We start from the raw sequence: 19,954 nt of genomic DNA, 5'->3' as shown, positions 1-19,954 counted from the left end.
CCGATCCTCAGTACGCGAAGGCCATCGGGGAGTCCTCGTCGGACCCGCCTACCGGCACGTTGGGCGGCTCTTCGAACGGCTCGGCACCGAGCTTGATGTACTTCCACAGCAGTCCGATCTCGACGACCATCAACACCGCGTAGAGCAACGTAAGTGAGATCAGGCCGATCCAGGCCTCCGGGACGCTGAGTCCGGGGGAGACGCCGGCCGAGGTGGTCATCAAGCCGAACACGACCCAGGGTTGGCGACCCATCTCGGTGAACAGCCAGCCCCACGAGTTCGCGAAGACCGCTGCCAGCGGCAGGCTGAGGCCGAGAATGCCGACCCACTTGGCGTTGGGCACCTTGCGCTTGCGGGTCATCCACAAGATCAGTGCCGCACCACCGGCGGTGAAGAAGCCCAGGCCCATCATGTAGCGGAAGGACCAGTAGGTGACCGGGATGTTCGGGGTGAAGTCACCTGCGTCCTTGACCTGCGCGGGCCAGTCCGTCGCGGCGTACTCCTCCTTGAGCTCGTTGATGCCCTGGACCTTGCCGCTGGTCGAGCCGGTGGCCAGGAAGGACAGCACGCAGGGAACCTCGACGGCGAACTTGGCTTCGCTGCCGTCTCGAGTCCCGATGGTGAACAGGGAGAACGGCGCGCACTCGTCGGAGGTGTCGTAGAGCGCCTCGGCGGCAGCCATCTTCATGGGCTGCACCTCGGTCATGATCTTGCCTTGAATGTCACCGGTGATCGCGACGCCGAGTCCGGCGATCAGGCAGGCGACGGCACCGAAGCGGATGCCGCGGTAGTAGAGGTCGCGATCGTGCTCACGCTTCATGTAGAGGTAGGCCGAGATGCCCAAGATGAAGGCACCTGCGGTCATGTACGCCGACAGCACCACGTGCGGGAACGTGACCATCTGCACCTTGTTGAACAGCACGTCGAAGAACGCGCCTGCGCTTTCCAACTCCGCACGGTTGGTCTCGGGGTTGAAGACATACCCGACCGGGTTCTGCATCCACGAGTTGGCGGCCAGGATCATGTACGCCGAGGCGAGCGTGCCCAGGTGAACCATCCACATACAGGCCGCGTGCAGCTTGGGTGGAGCTTGTCCCAGCCGAAGATCCACAAGCCGATGAAGGTCGACTCCATGAAGAAGGCAAGTAGTGCCTCGACCGCCAGCGGAGCACCGAAGATGTCGCCGACGAAGCGGGAGTAGTCAGACCAGTTCATACCGAACTGGAACTCCTGCACGATGCCGGTCACCACGCCGATGGCGAAGTTGATCAAGAACAACTTGCCGAAGAACTTGGTCAGTCGCAGGTATTCCTGCTTGCCGGTGCGCAACCACTGGGTTTCCAGCACCGCGATCAGCATCGTGATCCCGATCGTGATCGGGACGAAGAGGAAGTGGTAAACGGTAATGATGCCGAACTGCCACCGAGAGATGTCCAGGACGTCCATGCGCCCTCCTATCTGCGTGAGCACCTGAGAGTTCGCTGAACCCCTCTCAGCCTTTGACGACAGTCATACTCCCACTACGAGGAGTAGTAGTAATCGGAGCACCCGTTATCGTTGTGTGATGAAGCACATTCGAGGGGGGCGCCGGTTCGGGGATCTGGAGCGCGCGGTGATCGAGGTCCTGTGGGATGCGGGGGACGAGCCGCGTACGGTCCGCGAGGTCTACGAGAACCTGAGCGCGGATCGCGACATCGCGTACACCACGGTGATGACGGTGCTGGATCGACTGGCCCGCAAGGGCACCGTCACACGCACCAAGAAGGGGCGGGCGCACAGCTATCGGGTGCGTGCTTCGCGAGCGGCCATGACGGCGGAGGTCATGCACGACACCCTGGCCGACATCTCGCCCCGCTCGCGCAACAATGCGCTCGTCGCCTTCCTCGATGAGGCCAGCCCCGAGGATCTCGCCACCCTGCGCGCAGCCCTCGAACGCCTCGAGGACTGAGTTCTTGCGAGTGGGAGTGCTCACCCCTCTGCTCCTTGCGGGCCTGGCCGTACTCAGCGCCGGGCTGCTGCCGCGCGCCGTTATGCGCTGGCGCGCACTGAGGCGTACGCCGGCCGCAGCGATGGTGCTGTGGCAGTCGTTGACGCTGGTGTCGGTGTTGGCCGCGCTCGGAGCCGGGCTCTCCTTGGCGACCTGGTCGGTGTTGCCGACAGCCGATCCCCAGGGCTGGGTGGTCGCGGGGATCTCCCTGACGCTCACGTTCCTGGTGCTGGCCCGGTTGCTGCTGTGTGGTCACCGAGTGGGCACGGTGCTTCGTCGCCACCGGCGCGAGCATCGCGCGCGCCTCGACCTGGTCAGTGAACGGATGCAGATGTCGGGCCAGATCGTCGACAGGCTCGAGGACGAACAGGCGGTCGCCTACTGCGTGCCCGGCCTGGGCCGCGCCCGCACGGTCGTCACCGCCGGTGCGCTCAGACGACTCGACGAAGGCGAGGCGCGCGCCGTGCTCGCCCACGAGCGCGCGCACCTGCGCTCGCGACACGACCTGGTCATCGAGGCGTTCGCGGTGCTCCAGAGTGCCTTCCCCCGACTGGCCACCAGCGGGGCTGCCTTGGAGGAGGTGCGCCTGCTCACCGAGTTGCTCGCGGATCGAGCAGCCACTCGTACGGTCGGGCGGTTGACCTTGGGGCGAGCGCTGCTCGCCATCGGTGAGGCGCGTGGGCCGGAAGCCGTGCTGCCCTTCGGTGGGCACCTGGCCGTACGCATCGCCCTGTTGGCCGACTCGCGTGCGCGCCCACTGCAGTCGACGCTGGTGATCACGGCATCGGTGCTGTTGTTGGCCGTGCCCACCGCGGTCGTGGTGTGGCCCTGGCTGAGCACGCTGGTCTGACTGGCCTCGAATCCGCTGGCCTCGAATCCGCTGGCCTCGAAGACGACAGTAGGCCCCACCGCCTTGCGGCGATGGGGCCCACTGTCATTTCACGTGACTGCCGGGACTACTTCCGGAAACGGAAGACGTTGGTCGCCCAACTGGGCAGCACGGTGTCGGAGCCCAGATAGCGTCCGCGCACCCGGTGGTTGCGCTTGGCGTTGAGCTTCTGGGACTTCTTGGCGCTGATCTTGAGCTTGGCGATGCCTCGGCTGTTGAGCTTGGCCACACCAAGCTTCTTGCCGCGGAGCTTGAAGCGCACCTTGCCCGTGGCGACGCCACCCTCGAGGACACGAACCTTTCCGATGATCCGGAACGCCTTGCCGTGGGTCGGCTTGTAGGGACGGATCTTCACCCGGATGTCCGAGTGCCGCATGCCCGGAGCGGTGGTGGGCGTGGTGGTCGGGGTGGTGGTCGGGGTGGGCGACGTCGTCGGGGTCACCGCAGCCGTCTCACACACCGTCAACTGGACGTTGTCGACATACCAACCGTCGACTCCGCCACAGCCGTCACGACCCACGTCGAAGCGCACCTTGACCGAGTCGCCGGCCTTGGCGCCGATCGCCTCGAGGTTGATCTGCGACTGACCCCACGAACCGGACGCCTTGCCCGGGTTGGTGCCGCTGAAGGCAGCCTCGCCGGCCATCGGGTTGGTGTTGTAGGGCTGGCCCTGTTGTTCAGCAGGCTGGAACACCGTGTTCGGCGCGTTGAAGATGTAGGCCGAAGCCGGGACGACCTTGAAGTCGCCGCCGTTGACGCTGACCTTCACGTTGCCGCCGTCGAAACCACCCTCGGTCGCGACGTAGTGGTCGAAGGCCAACTTCGGTGCCTTGCCGGCCGGGATGGTGATCGCCGGGCTGATGATCGAGTCGACGCTGGAGAAGTCTCCCTCGCCCATCGAGCAGTCACCCTCATCGCCGGCTGAGCCCATGGCCACGCGCCCCACGTTGTCCTTGCCGGGGAACGTGGCAGTCGTGCCCCAAGGCTTGCCGAAGCCACCCTCGAAGGCGACCTGCTGCTCCTTGGTCCACGCGCCCAGGCCGCCGTCGAAGTTGTCCTCGAAGACCGTCTTGCTGGTGAAGCCCTCGCCACACACGGCCGGAGCGTTCTTGGCCAGCATCGGAACCCACTCGCACTGACTGGTCGGGTCCATCCGCAACTCGACGGCCTTGACGACCTTCGACACCTGGGCACAGTCGCCGGCCTCGATGGTCACCTTGCCCGGCTCGGCCGACTCGGTCAGCGTGATCTCGTTGACCTGCTTGCCCGTGAGGTCGGCACACGACTGCTCCAGGGAGTCGGCGTGGTCGACGAAGTCGGATGTGGGGCCCATGTAGTTCTGCGCGTAGAAGTAGATGTTGGCAGCCTTGTCCAGGCCCAGACCGGTGATGGTCTGACCGTTGTAGGTGCCGCCGTCCACGAGCAGTGCGTAGCCGTGGTTCGGCACGCCCGAGTTGCCGTGTACGCCGCCGTTGTCGTCGGACGAGCACTTGTACTCGGCGTCGGACACCTTGCCGGGGTCACCGTGGCAGGTGGGCGTCCACATGTCGCGGATCGCACCACCGAAGGCGGTCGACTTCTCGCTGAGCAGCCAACGGTAGGAGTCCACACGCTCGCCGCCCGCGTCCTTCATGGTGACGTTGACCGTGGATCCGGCGGCGAGAGCGGTCCGGATCGACTCGCGGTCGGACAGGCCGATGGAGACGGTCGTGACCAGGGACTGGTCGGAACCGGACATGCCGATCGTGCTCTCGTCGCGGTTGCCGATGATCAGCGCGGCAGCGCCGGCCTCGGTGGCTACCTGAGCCTTCTCCTCGAAGGCGCACAGGCCGCGATTGACAAGCACGATCTTGCCCGTGACGTTCTGGTCGTACGGCGAGCAACCATCCAGGTTGGTGCCACCTTCCTCGACCGCGTCGGTCGGGGCGACCACGTCGGCGGTGACGCCGGTCGCGGTGAGCGGCTTGCCGAACGATGCGCTGCCGGCCATGCAGTCCTTGGCGATCGACGACGGAGCGTTGATCGTGACCAGCGGCAGGGCGGGGGAGTGCGTGGAGCACAGTCCGTCCGGGCGCTTCTGGGTCAGGTCGCCTTCACCCTCGTCCTCGCGCTGGTTGAGCAGGTCGATGGTCTCGCCCCAGATGTCGGAGTAAGACTCGTTGAGCGCACCGGACTGCCACTGGTAGATCAGGCCGGTCTCGTACTCGGTGTACGCGTGGCCCCACTCGTGCGCGACGGTGTCGTCGTCGTAGACGCCGTCGCAGTAGCTGGTGTAGACGCCGTTCCACGAAGCGTTCGGGCAGCTGTCGGGACGGTTGTGGATCGTGATCCGGCGAGCACCGGCACCGTCGAAGGAGTCGAGGCCCCAGGTGTTCATGTGCATCCAGTAGGACTCACCGTTGGAGATGTTGAGGTTGTTCTGGTCCTGGTCGAGTTCCGGGTCGGGGATGGGGTCACCCTCGCGCCAGATGGGACCGATCAGGTTGCCGCCCGCACCCGTCTGCGGGTCGTAGTCGGTGGTGTAGAGGCGACGGTCGAGCGCGTCGTTCATCATCGAGTAGCGGTTGATCGGCTTGAGCGAGTTGGCGTCGAGGACGACGCGGTCGCGGATGGAGCCGCTCTTCTCGGTGACGTTGGAGACCTCGACGTCGTAGGCCAGGCGTGCCTTGCCGGGCGTGCCCTTGGCGGCGCCCTCGCGGTAGACGACCAGGCTGTTGTTGGCGGCACGCAGGCCCTTGGTCGAGGCCTTGCCGCGCTCAGCAGTCGGCGGGTCGACGGTGACCATGCCCACGGCACGCTTGGCGGCTTGGGCCTTGGAGTAGCGCGGGGTCACGTCGAGGTTCAGGTCGGGTGCCGCATAACCGGCTACAGCGGTCAGGTCGCCGTCCCTGGCTACGTGCGCCTTCAAGGTCCCGCCCCAGACGGGAAGACCCTTGTAGTTCTGCTGGAAGGAGATCGTCCAGCCGAACTTGTCGGCCTTGACGCGAGTCTGGGCCAGCTCACCGGCGCGCGCGCCGAAGGCGGGTGCGAACTCGGCGAGATAGGCGTCGACCTTGTTGGCCGCGCTCGCGGCGTCGTTCGCGCGTACGCCCGGCATCAGGTCACCCTTGGTGCGGGCGAATCCGACCTTGCCGGTCGCGGCCTCGCTGCTGAGGGTGACCGAGCCGTCGGCACGATCCTTCAGTTTCGCGATGAGAGGGTCGCTCTTTGGTGCCGCGGTCGCCTGGGTGGACAGCAACGGTGCCGCGGCCAAACCGGACACCACCATCCCCAAGGCAATGCCGTGTCGTAGGAACTTCACGTAAGAATCCTCCGGTTTCTGAAGCCAGCCTGAAATTTCGGTAAGAGTGGTGGCTCAGGTCACATTAGAACTGTCGTCAGGATCGGTCTAGACACCCTTAGAGGTCTATGCGGCGTAGCCGAGGTCACGCTTTGGTAACGACCCGCCGGAAGGCGCCTGATGTGGCGTTCTCGTCGTGCGAGCGCGCAACCGAACCGACACGCGTCAAATGTGGCGCGTGTGACGGGTGTGACTCCCGTAGGGTCGCGGGCATGGCGACCCGTACGTCTTCCCCGCCGGGGTCGCGGAGCAAGAGCACGCCCAAATCCACCTCCAGCAGGAGTTCGACGAAGGCATCCTCAAGTTCCCGATCCCGGAGTACCCAGGCCCGAAGTGCGACTGGGCGAGGCCGCGCGCCCGCACGTCGCCCCGCCCCGCGCGCCGTACGAAATGGTCCCGGACCGGTGTACCGCCTGTTCGCGGCACTCGGCCGCGCACTGCTCGCGCTCTGGTCCGGCCTGGCCGGTGCTCTGGGTGCAGGGGCGCGAGGAATCGGCCAGGGTGCGCGCGAGATCTCGCCGGAGCAGCGTCGCGACGGTGTCGGCCTGTTGTTGATCGCCGTCGCGATGGTCAGCGCCGCCGCCGTGTGGTGGCAATTGCCCGGTTCGGTGATGGAGGTCGTACGCACGATCGTCGCGGGCTCGGTCGGCAAGGTCGGCTGGCTGGTGCCGCTCGTCTTGTTGTGGGTCGGCTGGCGCAACATGCGCGACCCCGAGCACAACGGCCCCGTGGGTCGACAGGTCATCGGGTGGACGGCCATCGTGTTCGGTCTGCTCGGTGTCGTCCACATCGCCAACGGCAGCCCCACGCCGCAGCCGGGGGACTCCTCGGCGTTGCAGGACGCCGGAGGTGCCGTCGGCTTCGTGGTGGCGTCGCTGCTGCTCGACCTGCTTCAGACGGCGTACGTCGTGGTGCCGGTGCTGATCCTGCTCGCCGTGTTCGGCGTGCTCGTCGTCACCGCCACGCCCGTCTACCGGATCCCAGAACGCCTAGCCGCACTCCGCGAGCGGGTGCTCGGTCGTCAGCAGGTCGGTGAGGACGGGGAAACCACGCGGGGACGCGGTCGTCGCCGGGTCGACGAGATCGACCCGGACATGGGCGACCCGGCGTACGACTCGCCGCTGCTGGAGGACCGTGAGGTCAAGCGCCGTCGTGGCCGCAAGTTGGACGCGCTCGACGCCGCCTTGGACTTCGACGGCCACGACACTGATGCAAGCGACCTGTCCCACGCGGACGTCGAGACCCAGGCGATGCCCGTGGTGGCGTCCGACAGATCAGCTGACAAGGCGGAGACCCTGGTGCCGCCTCCGCACAGCCCGTTGCCGCAACGGGTCGAGCAACTGGCCCTGTCCGGGGACGTCACCTACCACCTGCCCGCGAGCGACGTCCTCAAGCCGGGCTCCCCGCACAAGCCGCGCTCGAAGGCCAGCGACGACGTCGTCGGTCGGCTCACCCAGGTGCTCGACGAGTTCGGCATCGACGCCCAGGTCACCGGGTACACCCGCGGTCCGACGGTGACGCGCTATGAGGTCGAGTTGGGCCCGGCGGTCAAGGTCGAGAAGGTCACGGCGCTGTCGAAGAACATCGCGTACGCCGTGGCGTCGGCCGACGTACGCATCCTCAGCCCGATCCCCGGCAAGTCCGCGATCGGCATCGAGATCCCCAACTCCGACAAGGAGATCGTGTCGCTTGGCGACGTGCTGCGCTCCAACACTGCGCGGTCCGACCACCACCCGATGGTCGCCGGTCTCGGCAAGGACGTGGAGGGCGGCTTCGTGGTCGCCAACCTGGCCAAGATGCCGCACCTGCTGGTCGCCGGTGCGACCGGTTCGGGAAAGTCGTCCTTCATCAACTCGATGATCACCTCGCTGCTGATGCGCTCGACGCCCGACGAGGTGCGGATGATCATGGTCGACCCCAAGCGGGTCGAGCTCAATGCCTACGAGGGCATCCCGCACCTGATCACCCCGATCATCACCAACCCCAAGAAGGCCGCCGAGGCGCTGCAGTGGGTCGTGCGTGAGATGGACATGCGCTACGACGATCTGGCCAACTTCGGCTTCCGCCACGTCGACGACTTCAACAAGGCCGTACGAGCGGGCAAGGTGCAGTTGCCTCCTGGCAGCGAGCGCGAACTGGCGCCGTACCCCTATCTGCTCGTGGTCGTCGACGAACTCGCCGACCTGATGATGATCGCTCCACGCGACGTGGAGGACGCGGTCGTACGCATCACTCAGTTGGCGCGTGCGGCGGGTATCCACCTGGTGCTGGCCACTCAGCGTCCGTCGGTCGACGTCGTCACGGGTCTGATCAAGGCCAACGTGCCGTCCAGGCTGGCCTTCGCCACGTCCTCACTCGCGGACAGCCGGGTCATCCTCGACACCCCGGGCGCGGAGAAGTTGGTCGGCCAAGGTGACGGACTGTTCTTGCCGATGGGCGCCTCCAAGCCCGTACGCGTCCAAGGCGCGTGGGTGACCGAGGCCGAGATCCACCAGGTGGTGGCGCTGTGCAAGCAGCAGTTGGAGCCCAACTACCGCGAGGACGTCACCGCTCCGGCAGCAGCCAAGCGCGATCTGGACGACGACATCGGCGACGACCTCGACCTTGTGGTGCAAGCCATCGAATTGGTCGTCTCCACGCAGTTCGGGTCGACCTCGATGTTGCAGCGCAAACTGCGCGTCGGGTTCGCCAAGGCCGGACGACTGATGGACATCCTGGAGAGCCGCGGCGTCGTCGGCCCGAGTGAGGGCTCGAAGGCGCGAGACGTCCTGGTCAAGCCGGACGAGATCGACCACGTGATCGCCACGATCCAAGGGGAGGCCTGAGATGGGCGCCGCTGAGCAGTTCGAAACCATTGCCGACGACCTCGACACCACGCAAGCCGAGGGTCGCGGCGCGCTGAGCATCGCACCCGAGAGCGTGGTCGTACGCCGGAACGCCTGGCTGCTGGGCCCGGTCGGTGTCGTGGCCGGGGGCGTGGCCGTCGCCTACGCGGCCCGCGCCCTCACCACCGGCTCGGTGACCGACTGGCTCGTCGCAGCTGTGCTGGCGTTGCTGAGCGTGCTCCACCTGCTCGGCGCCTGGGATGCCCGGCTGCCGCTGTTCGTCGCCGACTCCCACGGCATCCGGATGCGCCTGGGGCGCACCTGGCGTGGCCTTACCTGGGGTGCGATCGAACGTGTCGAGCACGAACCGTCGCCGGGCCTGGGCCGCGACGGGCGGCTGCTCGTCGTGGCGCACAACGAGGAGCGGGTGCTCGACGGGCTGAGCGGTGCGGCGCGACGCGGAGCCGCCTGGTCGCGGATGTTCTACGGTGCGCCCCTCGCGGTCCCGCTGGGTCCGGTCACGCGCAGTTCGCATGCGTCGCAAGACCTGACGGAGGCGCTGCACTCGCTGGCGGGCCACCGCGCCCCGATCGTGACCGTGCTGCCTGTGCGACACGACGTGGAGGCAGAGCAGAGCGTCGTCGAGCCGGTCGACTACGACCACGACGCGGACCAGCGATGGATCGACGCCGCCTCGCCCGTCCCTGCCGACGCACCCGTTCCCGACGAAATGGTCGACGGAGTGGTCGAGGAGGCCGGCGAGGAGGTCGAGCAGGCACCCCGTTGGCGTGATCCGCGTCCCGTCCTTGCCGGCTGGATCGCCCGACTCGGCGGTCGCGGGCGCGAGATCTCCCAGACTCCCGACGAGGAAGAGCCTCACGAGCAGATCGCGGCGGAAGAGGCGGACGCCTCAGACGCCGTCGAGGTCACATCCGAACCTGCGCTCCCGTTGCGCGAGACCACCTCGGCTCGGCGGACGGAGGTCACCCGGAGTCTTCGCGAGCCCGCTGATGCGGACCCGGACCCCGAGTCGGGCGCACGCGAATTGCATCGCCCGGGCTCGGTGAGCCTGGTCGAGGAGCACGAGGGCTGGGGGAGTCGAGTACGCGCCATCGCCCGCGGCGGTGACAGTGTCGAGCCTCTGGTCGTCGACGAGCATCTGCCACAGGCGTCCCCGGACCCGGTCGTCGGGCCGGAACTCGCCGCCGCTCGTACCCGTCTGGGGCTCAGCATCGATGCCCTGGCCGCGCGCACCCGGGTGCGCGCCCACGTGATCGAGGCCATCGAGGTCGACGACTTCGACCCGTGCGGTGGCGACTTCTATGCGCGCGGGCACCTGCGCACGCTCGCTCGGGTGCTCGGCATCGACGTGGCGCCGTTGCTGTCGGCCTATGACGAGCGGTACGCCAAAGCCCCCATCAACCCCACTCGCGTGTTCGAAGCAGATCTGGCCTCCGGCGGGTCACTGCGCAGCATGCGCGGCGGCCCCAACTGGTCGGTGCTCGTCGCTGCGGTGATGGCGCTCGTGCTGGCGTGGTCGGTGGCGCGGTTGATGATGGACTCACCGACCGAGAGGCCCATCACGCCGGCTCTCAACGGATCCGCCGGAGTCGCCGGCCCCGCCAGCAGCGGCGATGCCGTGCCGGTGCTGGTCAGGGCGGCAGGTGGTGGCGCGCGAGTAGTCGTACGCGAGAGCAGCGGCAAGGTCGTCTTCACCGGCGACATCGCCTACGGCCAGACCAAAACCATCGAGGTGGTGCCACCCGTACGCGTCGAGACCTCCGACGGATCCGTCGAGGTCGTCGTGGACGGGGCCGAGAAGGGGGCGGTGGGCAAAAGGGGTCAGCGCGCCACCGCGACCTACGTGGTGCGCTGATCCGGTTAGGGTTCGGCGCCGCGTCGGGCCATACTCAGAGCCGCTATGACCATTACCGACGCCACCACGGACCCGATCTCGGGTCAGACTTCCGGCCAGGCTTTCGGGCCCCGAGTCTCGGTCGCGCTGGTGACCCTCGGTTGCGCGCGCAACGACGTCGACTCCGAGGAACTGGCGGCCCGCCTCGAAGACGGTGGCTTCGAGCTGGTCAACGATCCTGAGGATGCCGACACCGTCGTGGTGAACACCTGCGGCTTCGTGGAGTCGGCGAAGAAGGACAGCGTCGACACGATCCTGGAGGCCAGCGACCTGAAGGCTGCTGGCCGCACTCAGGCGGTGGTCGCGGTCGGCTGTATGGCCGAGCGCTATGGCAAGGAATTGGCAGACTCACTGCCCGAGGCAGACGCGGTGCTCGGGTTCGACGACTACCCCGACATCGCGGCGCGACTGCGCTCCATCCTGGCCGGTGACAAGCCCCATCCACACACGCCCAGCGATCGTCGCAAGTTGCTGCCGATCTCGCCGGCCGAACGCCAGGAGGTGTTCACTCCGGGCTCCGCGACCGCCGAGCCCAGCGTGCCGGGCCACGCACCCGCGTCAGGACCGCGTACGTTCCGGCGCCGCCTCGACGGTGGGCCGATGGCGCCGCTCAAACTCGCATCGGGCTGCGACCGTCGGTGCACCTTCTGCGCGATCCCGAGCTTCCGGGGATCCTTCGTCAGCCGCCGCCCCAGCGACGTGATCGCCGAGGCGCGCTGGTTGGCGACCCAGGGCGTACGCGAGGTCTTCCTCGTCTCGGAGAACTCCACGTCCTATGGCAAGGACCTCGGCGACCTGCGGCTTCTGGAGACGCTGCTTCCCGAGTTGGCCGCTCTCGACGAGATCGACCGGGTGCGAGTGAGCTACCTCCAACCCGCCGAGACCCGACCTGGTCTGGTGCAGGCGATCGCCACGACGCCGGGCGTCGCGCCGTACTTTGATCTCTCCTTCCAGCACGCGAGTGCGAGCGTGCTGCGCCGGATGAAGCGGTTCGGTGATCCCGACTCCTTCCTGGCTCTGGTCGAGTCCGTACGCGCCCTGGCACCAGAGGCGGGCATCCGCAGCAACGTGATCGTCGGCTTCCCGGGTGAGACCGAGGCCGATTTCGAGACGCTCTGCTCGTTCCTGGTCGACGCGCGCCTCGACGTCACCGGCGTGTTCGGCTATTCCGACGAAGAGGGAACCGAGGCGGCGACATTCGATGCCAAGTGGGACGAGGACGAGATCAATTCCCGGGTGGCGCACCTGACCTCTCTGGTCGAGGAGTTGTCCTCACAGCGTGCTGCGGAGCGGATCGGGACTCGGGTGGAGGTGCTCGTGGAGTCCCTCGACGGCGACCAGGCCGAGGGGCGTGCCGCCCATCAAGGCCCCGAGGTCGACGGTGTGACCACGATCATCTCCGGCGCAGACCTCACCGTGGGAACACTGGTCCAGTGCGATGTCGTTGACTCCGACGGTGCCGACCTGATCGCCACCCTCGCCGAGCCCGAGGAGTCCGCGCGATGACCCAGCAGACCTCCAATCTCAACCTGCCCAACTTCTTGACGACGTTGCGGATCGTGATGGTGCCGTTCTTCGGTTGGGCGCTGCTCGCCGACGGCGGCGACTCCGTGCTGTGGCGCTGCGTCGCGTTCGGGCTCTTCGTGTTGGCGATGATCACCGACAAGATCGACGGTGACCTGGCGCGCAAGCACAACCTGGTCACCAACTTCGGCAAGATCGCGGACCCGATCGCAGACAAGGCGATCACGGGCATGGCGTTCATCGCCTTGTCGATCACCGGGTGTATCTGGTGGTGGGTGACGATCGTGGTGCTCGTCCGCGAGTGGTCGGTCACCCTGTTGCGGTTGTCGGTCCTGAAGCGTCTCGTCCTGCCGGCCGCGAGCAGCGGAAAGATCAAGACCACCTTCCAGGCGATCGCGCTGTCGGGGCTGGCCTTGCCGCTGCCGCATCTGGCCGAGAGCCACGGCGGCGCGTTCGACCAGTTCGGGATCGTCGGGCAGGTGCTGTTCGTGATCGCCCAGGTGCTCCTGGCCGTGGCCGTCGCGCTGACCCTGTGGTCGGGCTATGAGTTCTTCCGTGACGTCTGGCGTCAGCGCCACACCCTGAAGGGCGACACCGCGCCGATCTCCTGATCGCGCAGTGCACGCAACTGCCAATCGGCGTTAACCGTTTGGGCACCCTTCGCCCGTCTTCAGGCCACTCGAAAGGGGTTAGGGTGATCGGCGTCACTACTGAGCCAGACCTGTGATGGTCCGGCCCCAACGGAAGGCGCACCACGTGTCAGTTGCCAGATTCCCAGGTGGGAAGAGACGGGTCGCTGCCGCGGCCTCCACTGCCCTCATCGCTTCGTCTGCGGCCCTTCTGGCCACAGCTCCCGCGGCGCACGCGGCCACCGTCGAGGTTCAGATCCTCGGCACGAATGACTTCCACGGTCGATTGCTGCGCAACGTTTCGCCGCCGGCCAACGAGGCGGGTGCGGCGCAGTTCGGCGGTGCCGTCGAGCAATTGCGCGCCGACTTCGCCGGCGACACGATCTTCACGGCGGCCGGCGACCTGATCGGTGCCTCGACCTTCGAGTCGTTCATCCAGAAGGACAAGCCGACCATCGACGCGTTCAACGCGATGCGGCTCGACGTCTCGGCAGCCGGCAACCACGAGTTCGACGGTGGGTACGCCGACCTCAACGACCGCGTCATGGCACCCGGTCACGCCGAAGGCGGGGCCAAGTGGGTCTATCTGGCCTCCAACGTGCGCAAGAAGTCCGACAACTCCTATGCACTGCGCTCGGTGACGCCCGACGCTGCCAACAACCACAACGGCGCCAACGCTTCCGACGGCGGCACCTGGATGGCCGAGACACCGGGCGGCGCCAAGGTCGGTTTCGTCGGTGCGGTCACCGAGGAACTTCCGTCCCTGGTCAGCCCCGGTGGCATCGTCGATGTCAAGGTGACCAAGATCGTGGACGAGGTCAACGCCGGGGCCGCTTCCTTGCGTGCGGCCGGTGCCGACATGGTCGTGATGCTCGTCCACGAGGGCTATGGCACCTCCGACTGCAACCCGACATCGCCAGGCAACCCGGTCTTCCAGGCGATCGTGGACGGTGTCAAGACCAACGTCAGCGCGGTCATCTCCGGGCACACCCACCTGTCCTACACCTGCACGGCATCCAATGGCATCCCGGTGGTTTCGGCTGGTCAATACGGCACCAACTTGGACGTCCTGAAGTTCACCGTGGACACCACCGCCAACACCGCGACGCTCAACAGTTCGGTCACCACGGCCGCCAACTCGGTGACGCTCAGCGATCCGGCAGCGATCGCGTTGCGCGACAACATCCGCGACAACATCGTCAACCCGGCGGTGGCTCAAGCAGACGTGCTCGGCGCCCGTGTGCTGGGCCAGCTCGGCGGCCCGTTCTACCGCGCCAAGATGGCCAACGGTACGAGCGAGAACCGCGGTGGTGAATCGACTCTCGGCAACTTGGTCGCCGAGGTGCAGCGTTGGTCCACGGAGTCGGACACCTTCGGTGGTGCCCAGATCGCGTTCATGAACCCCGGCGGTCTGCGCCAGGACATGCTCGGCATCGCGGCCGGCACCGGCGCGTACCCCAGCGACCTGACCTACAAGCAGGCCGCCGTGGTGCAGCCCTTCGCCAACACGTTGGTCAACATGCGGTTGACCGGCGATCAGATCAAGAAGGTGCTGGAGCAGCAGTGGCAGCCCGCGGGTTCCTCGCGTCCCTTCCTGCGTCTGGGCACCTCGGCCGGGTTCACGTCGACGTACGACGCCAGTCGCCCCGAGGGCGACCGGATCACCGGTATGTGGCTCAACGGCACCCCGATCTCGCCGAGCACCAGTTATTCGGTGACGGTGAACTCGTTCCTGTCGACCGGAGGCGACAACTTCTTCGAGTTGGCCAACGGCACGTCCAAGCGTGACACCGGCAAGGTCGACCTCGCCTCGATGGTGGACTACATGGCCGCCAAGTCGCCTGCCAGCCCCAGCTTCGCCCAGCAGCAGGTGGGTGTCGTGTGGCCCAGCGGCGCGAGCAACAGTGTGCTGCGCGGGGCTCACGCGAAGTTCGACCTCACCTCGCTGGCGATGTCAGGCCCCGCAGACAAGACCGACACTTCGGTGAAGGTGAGGCTCGGCGGCACCGACCTGGGCTCGTTCCCGGTCGACAACACGTTGGGCACCGTGGTTGCCGACGAGTCGGGCAAGGCGTCGGTCGACGTGGTCATTCCGGCCAACGCCGCCGCGGGCGCGACCGAGTTGGTGGTGACGGGCAACAACACCGGCACGGTCGTCAGGGTCCCGATCAAGGTGGTGGTCCACGCGAGCACCGTGAAGGCGACGGTCGATCCGGGCACGGTGAAGTTCCGGCAGGACAAGACCGGTGTCACGGTGGCGGTGACGTCGGCTGGGAAGACGCCGACCGGTGCTGTGGAGGTCTGGGATGGTGCGGAGAAGGTCGGTTCGGGCTCGCTGCACGCCGATGGTCAGGCCTATCTGTCGGTTGGTCCGTTCGACAAGGTCGGGATCCACACGCTGACGGTGAAGTACCTGGGCGACACGGTCACTGCGGCTGGTGAGGCCAAGGTGGAGGTTGATGTGGTGCGGGCGAAGGTGAAGTTGCGTCTGCTCGATCGGAAGTTGAAGTTCGGTGACGCGGTGTTGCCGATCGCGGTGCGTGGCTTCAAGTACCCGCGCGGCAAGGTCGTCGTCAAGGTGATCAAGCCCAAGGGTGCCAAGCACAAGGTGAAGGCCAGGTTGGGCAAGCGCGGGAAGGTCAAGATCGATCTCAAGGACGCGAAGTTCAAGAGGCCCGGCAAGTACATCGTGGTGGTGAAGTACCGGGGCAACTCCACCACGTTGCCGACCAAGAAGAAGCGCGCCATCTGGCTCAAGCGCTGAACGTCCGGGGCCGCCAGCCGTCACGGTTGGCGGCCCCGCTTCGTTCTCCGGCACCACTCCCATCCATGAAGGAACCTGCATGAATCTCCTGGCTTCTCGGGGCCGTCGGGCCCTCGCAGCAGCTTTGCTGCCGGCGGCGCTTGTCGCCCCGATCACCGCACTCATCGCTGCGCCCGCTGGCGCCAACCCGGCCGGCACCGGCCTGGTCATCAACGAGGTCTACGGCGCAGGCGGCAACAGCGGCGCTCTCTTCAACGCCGACTTCGTCGAGCTCTACAACCCGACCGCCTCGGCGATCGATCTTGCCGGGCTTTCGATCCAATACCGATCCGCAGGCGGTGGCAGCGGTGGGGCGCCGTACGCCCTGTCCGGCAGCGTGCCTGCCGGCTCCACCTACCTGATCCGGATGAGCAATGTCGGCGCGAACGGCGCCGAGTTGCCGACGCCGAACGCCACGGCTTCGCCCGCGTTCTCCATGGCTGCCGCAGGCGGGCAGGTGCTCCTCGTCAATGGCACGGAGCAGGCGACCGCCACGGGAAACCTGGCTGGAGTCGCAGGCATCGTGGACATGGTCGGAGCAACGTCTTCGGCCACCTCCTACGAGACCAGCCCCACCACGGTCGCCGGGTCGGCCACCAACTCGCTCAATCGCAGCGCCGGTGCCGACACCGACGTGAACTCTGCGGACTTCACCACGGCGGCACCCTCGCCGACGCCCGCCACGCAAGGACCTTCGCCGCTCTCGGCGGCCACAACCGGCGACAAGTCCGGCCAGGTCGGGATCGCGCTCTCCGCGTTCACCCTGAGTGCGACCGGGGGCACCACGCCGTACTCGTGGACCGCGACGGGCCTTCCCGCCGGGGTCACGATCAGCAGCGACGGCACGGTCAGCGGGACGCCGGAGGTTGACGGCAGCTTCGCGGTCACCGCGACGGTGACCGACTCTGCCAGCCCCGCCGCCAGCGCGACGACCAGCTTCACTCTGACGATCAGCCCGGCCGCGAGCCTTCGTACGATCGCCGAGATCCAGGGCGCCGGCGCCACCACGCCGTTCGCTGGCGAGGCGGTCGTGACCCAGGGCGTCGTGACCGCTGCCTATCCGACCGGCGGTCTCAACGGCTTCTACATCCAAACGCCCGGCGAGGACACCACGCCCGGAGCCTCGGACGGGATTTTCGTGTATGGCGGGACCAGCGGGTTCTCGTCCTATCCCGCGATCGGAGACTCCGTACGCGTGCGCGGCACGGCCAACGAGTTCTCCGGCCAGACGCAGATCTCCGCAGCGCAAAGTGACATCACGCCGGTGGCGGCACTTGGCGCTGTCGTGCCGAAGACCCAGATCGCCGGAGCCGACTGTGCCCTTCCGGGCACGGACTGCCAGGCGAGCGCTGGACTCGACCAGGCTCGGGAGGCCCAAGAGAGCGAACTGCTCAAGCCGACCACAGCCTGGACCGTGACCGATTCGTACGACGGTGGTCCCTACTACAGCAATGGCTCCAACAGTTCTGCCTTCCGCGGCGAAATCGGTCTTGCCGCCAACAGCGACGACCCGCTGGTGGCGCCTACCGAGGTCATCGACGCGCAGGACACGGCGGCGATCGCGGCCCGCAAGGCGTACAACGACGCCCACCGGATCATCCTGGACGACGGCTCGAGCTGGACCTACTCGACCACCTCACATGCCTCCGACCCCTTCCCGTGGTTCACGCGCGACCACACGGTGCGTGTCGGTGCCGGTGTCACCTTCGACGACCCGGTCGTGTTCACGTACGGCTTCAACGCCTGGCGGGTCATTCCACAGGGACAGGTCGTCGGGAAGCCGACCGGCATCACCTTCGAGCAGAACCGCCCGGCCGCTCCCGAGCCGGTCGGCGGCAACCTCAAACTGGCCACCTTCAATGTGCTGAACTTCTTCCCGACCACGGGCGAGGAGTTCGTCGCCAGTGGTGCTGGCACCTGCACCTACTACACCGACAGGGCAGGGGCACGCATCACGAACAACCGCTGCGATCCCGACGGGCCCCGCGGTGCAGCCGACGACGCCAACCTGGGACGCCAGCGCGCCAAGATCGTCGCCGCGATCAACACCGCGGACGCCGACGTCGTGTCGCTGGAGGAGTTGGAGAACTCGGTGAAGTTCGGCAAGGACCGTGACTTCGCGATCAGTGAACTCGTCAAGGCGCTCAACGCGGACGCGGGGGCGGGCACCTGGGCGTACGCACCGTCGCCGGCCACGCTGCCTCCTCTGGAGCAGCAGGACGTGATTCGCAACGGCTTCATCTATCAGCCGGCTGCGGTCGCGCTGGTCGGCAAGTCGGTCGTGCTCAGCGACGAGTCGGCTGCCGGGGGAGCCTTCGAAGACGCCCGCGAGCCGCTGGCGCAGGGCTTCAAGATGGTCGGAACCCCCGACAGTGACGCCTTCGCAGTGATCGTCAACCACTTCAAGTCGAAGGGTTCGGGCACGCCGGATCCGTACGGTCAGGGCAATGCCACCGACCGTCGAGTGTTGCAGGCCGAGTCACTGGTGAACTTCGCCCAAGAGTTCAAGACTGGCAGTGGGATCACCAAGCTGTTCTTGGCGGGCGACTTCAATGCCTACAGCAAGGAGGACCCGATCCAGGTGCTGGAGGCGGCCGGATACACCAGCCTGGATTCGACCAGCGACCCGAAGGAGGAGTCGTACAACTTCGACGGTCAGGTCGGCTCGCTCGACCACGTGCTGGCCAATGATGCCGCGCGTGGGGTGGTGACGGGGGTCGACATCTGGGAGATCAACGCCAACGAGTCGGTCTACTACGAATACAGTCGCTTCAACTACAACGCCACCAACCTCTATGACGCGGGGCCGTTCCGGTCCTCGGACCACAACCCGGAGATCGTCGGGATCAAGAGCGGCAGCGTCGGCACCACGATCCACACGCCGAAAGTCACGGCGACGGTCGATCCGGGCACGGTGAAGTTCCGGCAGGACAAGACCGGTGTCACGGTGGCGGTGACGTCGGCTGGGAAGACGCCGACCGGTGCTGTGGAGGTCTGGGATGGTGCGGAGAAGGTCGGTTCGGGCTCGCTGCACGCCGATGGTCAGGCCTATCTGTCGGTTGGTCCGTTCGACAAGGTCGGGATCCACACGCTGACGGTGAAGTACCTGGGCGACACGGTCACTGCGGCTGGTGAGGCCAAGGTGGAGGTTGATGTGGTGCGGGCGAAGGTGAAGTTGCGTCTGCTCGATCGGAAGTTGAAGTTCGGTGACGCGGTGTTGCCGATCGCGGTGCGTGGCTTCAAGTACCCGCGCGGCAAGGTCGTCGTCAAGGTGATCAAGCCCAAGGGTGCCAAGCACAAGGTGAAGGCCAGGTTGGGCAAGCGCGGGAAGGTCAAGATCGATCTCAAGGACGCGAAGTTCAAGAGGCCCGGCAAGTACATCGTGGTGGTGAAGTACCGGGGCAACTCCACCACGTTGCCGACCAAGAAGAAGCGCGCCATCTGGCTCAAGCGCTGAACCAATGAGTGATGAAAGGCGCAAGCACTGACCGGATGCTGCGAAGCTGACATCGCCGCGCTGCACCTCACCTTGGTGCAGCGCGGCGAGTCCGTCGCGACCGCTGAATCCCTGACCGCGGGACGGATCGTCGCAGAGTTGACCTCCGTCCCCGGGGCATCCGCCTGTGTGGCGGGAGGCGCAGCGGTCTACTTCGCGCGCACCAAACACCAGGTGCTGGGGGTGGCGGAGGAGGTCGTGGCTCGACACGGCACCGTCTCGGCTGAGTGCGCGGTCGAGATGGCGAGAGGGGCCGCCCGCCTCTTCGAGGCCACCTATGCGGTGGCAGCGACCGGTGTCGCAGGCCCCGATGAGGAGGAGGGCAAGTCGGTCGGCACCGTGTTCATCGCCGTCGTCGGGCCTGCCGGCGACGTGGTGAGACGCCTCGACCTGCCCGGTGATCGCGCCGCCGTCACCACGGCGAGCGTACGGGCGGCGCTCGACCTGTTGATCGGTGTGGTGCATTCAGAGGAGCACTTGGAATGAGCCGCCGGAATGAATGGGCCGTCCGGTAGCGTTTGCCCCTGAACGCGGTTCGACCGCGAT

The 19,954-nt window shown here is 66.8% G+C and carries 10 protein-coding genes and 1 pseudogene; 9 read left to right on the top strand and 2 right to left on the bottom strand.

Going from position 1 to position 19,954, the window contains the following annotated elements; genetic code table 11:
- Positions 1 to 7: 7 nt before the first annotated feature.
- A pseudogene (locus V9G04_09100) lies at positions 8 to 1,446 on the bottom strand (cytochrome ubiquinol oxidase subunit I).
- Between the two features lie 118 nt (positions 1,447 to 1,564).
- Between V9G04_09100 and V9G04_09095 the strand changes: the two are divergent.
- Positions 1,565 to 1,948, top strand: a complete 384-nt coding sequence (locus V9G04_09095; GenBank protein ID MEI2713435.1) for a BlaI/MecI/CopY family transcriptional regulator — start codon at positions 1,565 to 1,567, stop codon at positions 1,946 to 1,948.
- Positions 1,949 to 1,958: 10 nt separating this feature from the next.
- Positions 1,959 to 2,837, top strand: a complete 879-nt coding sequence (locus V9G04_09090; protein MEI2713434.1) for a M56 family metallopeptidase — start codon at positions 1,959 to 1,961, stop codon at positions 2,835 to 2,837.
- 106 nt (positions 2,838 to 2,943) lie between these two features.
- On the opposite strand, the gene V9G04_09085 is transcribed toward V9G04_09090, so the two are convergent.
- Positions 2,944 to 6,177 (bottom strand): M4 family metallopeptidase, encoded by a 3,234-nt coding sequence (locus V9G04_09085; GenBank protein ID MEI2713433.1) that lies wholly within the window; start codon positions 6,175 to 6,177, stop codon positions 2,944 to 2,946.
- Positions 6,178 to 6,428: 251 nt separating this feature from the next.
- On the opposite strand from V9G04_09085, the gene V9G04_09080 reads away from it, so the two are divergent.
- The 7 genes from V9G04_09080 (at position 6,429) to V9G04_09050 (ending at position 19,894) form a co-directional block, all read left to right on the top strand.
- The gene (locus V9G04_09080; protein ID MEI2713432.1) at positions 6,429 to 9,041 is read left to right on the top strand and encodes a DNA translocase FtsK 4TM domain-containing protein; all 2,613 of its coding nucleotides are present in this window, start codon (positions 6,429 to 6,431) and stop codon (positions 9,039 to 9,041) included.
- Position 9,042: 1 nt separating this feature from the next.
- Positions 9,043 to 10,917: a helix-turn-helix domain-containing protein gene (locus V9G04_09075; GenBank protein ID MEI2713431.1), complete on the top strand. Its 1,875-nt coding sequence runs from the start codon at positions 9,043 to 9,045 to the stop codon at positions 10,915 to 10,917.
- A 45-nt stretch (positions 10,918 to 10,962) separates the two neighbouring features.
- Positions 10,963 to 12,462, top strand: coding sequence for a 30S ribosomal protein S12 methylthiotransferase RimO (gene rimO, locus V9G04_09070; GenBank protein MEI2713430.1), 1,500 nt, complete (start codon positions 10,963 to 10,965; stop codon positions 12,460 to 12,462).
- Positions 12,459 to 13,091: a CDP-diacylglycerol--glycerol-3-phosphate 3-phosphatidyltransferase gene (gene pgsA / locus V9G04_09065; protein MEI2713429.1), complete on the top strand. Its 633-nt coding sequence runs from the start codon at positions 12,459 to 12,461 to the stop codon at positions 13,089 to 13,091. The genes rimO and pgsA overlap by 4 nt, the downstream gene beginning before the upstream one ends.
- Before the next feature lie 145 nt (positions 13,092 to 13,236).
- Positions 13,237 to 15,873, top strand: coding sequence for a 5'-nucleotidase C-terminal domain-containing protein (locus V9G04_09060; protein ID MEI2713428.1), 2,637 nt, complete (start codon positions 13,237 to 13,239; stop codon positions 15,871 to 15,873).
- A gap of 79 nt (positions 15,874 to 15,952) precedes the next feature.
- Positions 15,953 to 19,369, top strand: a complete 3,417-nt coding sequence (locus tag V9G04_09055; protein MEI2713427.1) for an ExeM/NucH family extracellular endonuclease — start codon at positions 15,953 to 15,955, stop codon at positions 19,367 to 19,369.
- A 27-nt stretch (positions 19,370 to 19,396) separates the two neighbouring features.
- A complete protein-coding gene (locus V9G04_09050; protein ID MEI2713426.1) occupies positions 19,397 to 19,894 on the top strand; it encodes a nicotinamide-nucleotide amidohydrolase family protein in 498 nt (165 codons plus the stop codon).
- Positions 19,895 to 19,954 lie beyond the last annotated feature (60 nt).

The organism is Nocardioides sp., from assembly GCA_037045645.1.
Lineage (GTDB): Bacteria > Actinomycetota > Actinomycetes > Propionibacteriales > Nocardioidaceae > Nocardioides.
This window is presented reverse-complemented; position numbering and strand designations above follow the sequence as displayed.

Coding starts and splice junctions, on each gene's coding strand:
- pgsA (MEI2713429.1), top strand. CDS start 12,459: ATGACCCAGCAGACCTCCAATCTCAACCTGCCCAACTTCTTGACGACG.
- rimO (MEI2713430.1), top strand. CDS start 10,963: ATGACCATTACCGACGCCACCACGGACCCGATCTCGGGTCAGACTTCC.
- V9G04_09055 (MEI2713427.1), top strand. CDS start 15,953: ATGAATCTCCTGGCTTCTCGGGGCCGTCGGGCCCTCGCAGCAGCTTTG.
- V9G04_09075 (MEI2713431.1), top strand. CDS start 9,043: ATGGGCGCCGCTGAGCAGTTCGAAACCATTGCCGACGACCTCGACACC.
- V9G04_09095 (MEI2713435.1), top strand. CDS start 1,565: ATGAAGCACATTCGAGGGGGGCGCCGGTTCGGGGATCTGGAGCGCGCG.
- V9G04_09080 (MEI2713432.1), top strand. CDS start 6,429: ATGGCGACCCGTACGTCTTCCCCGCCGGGGTCGCGGAGCAAGAGCACG.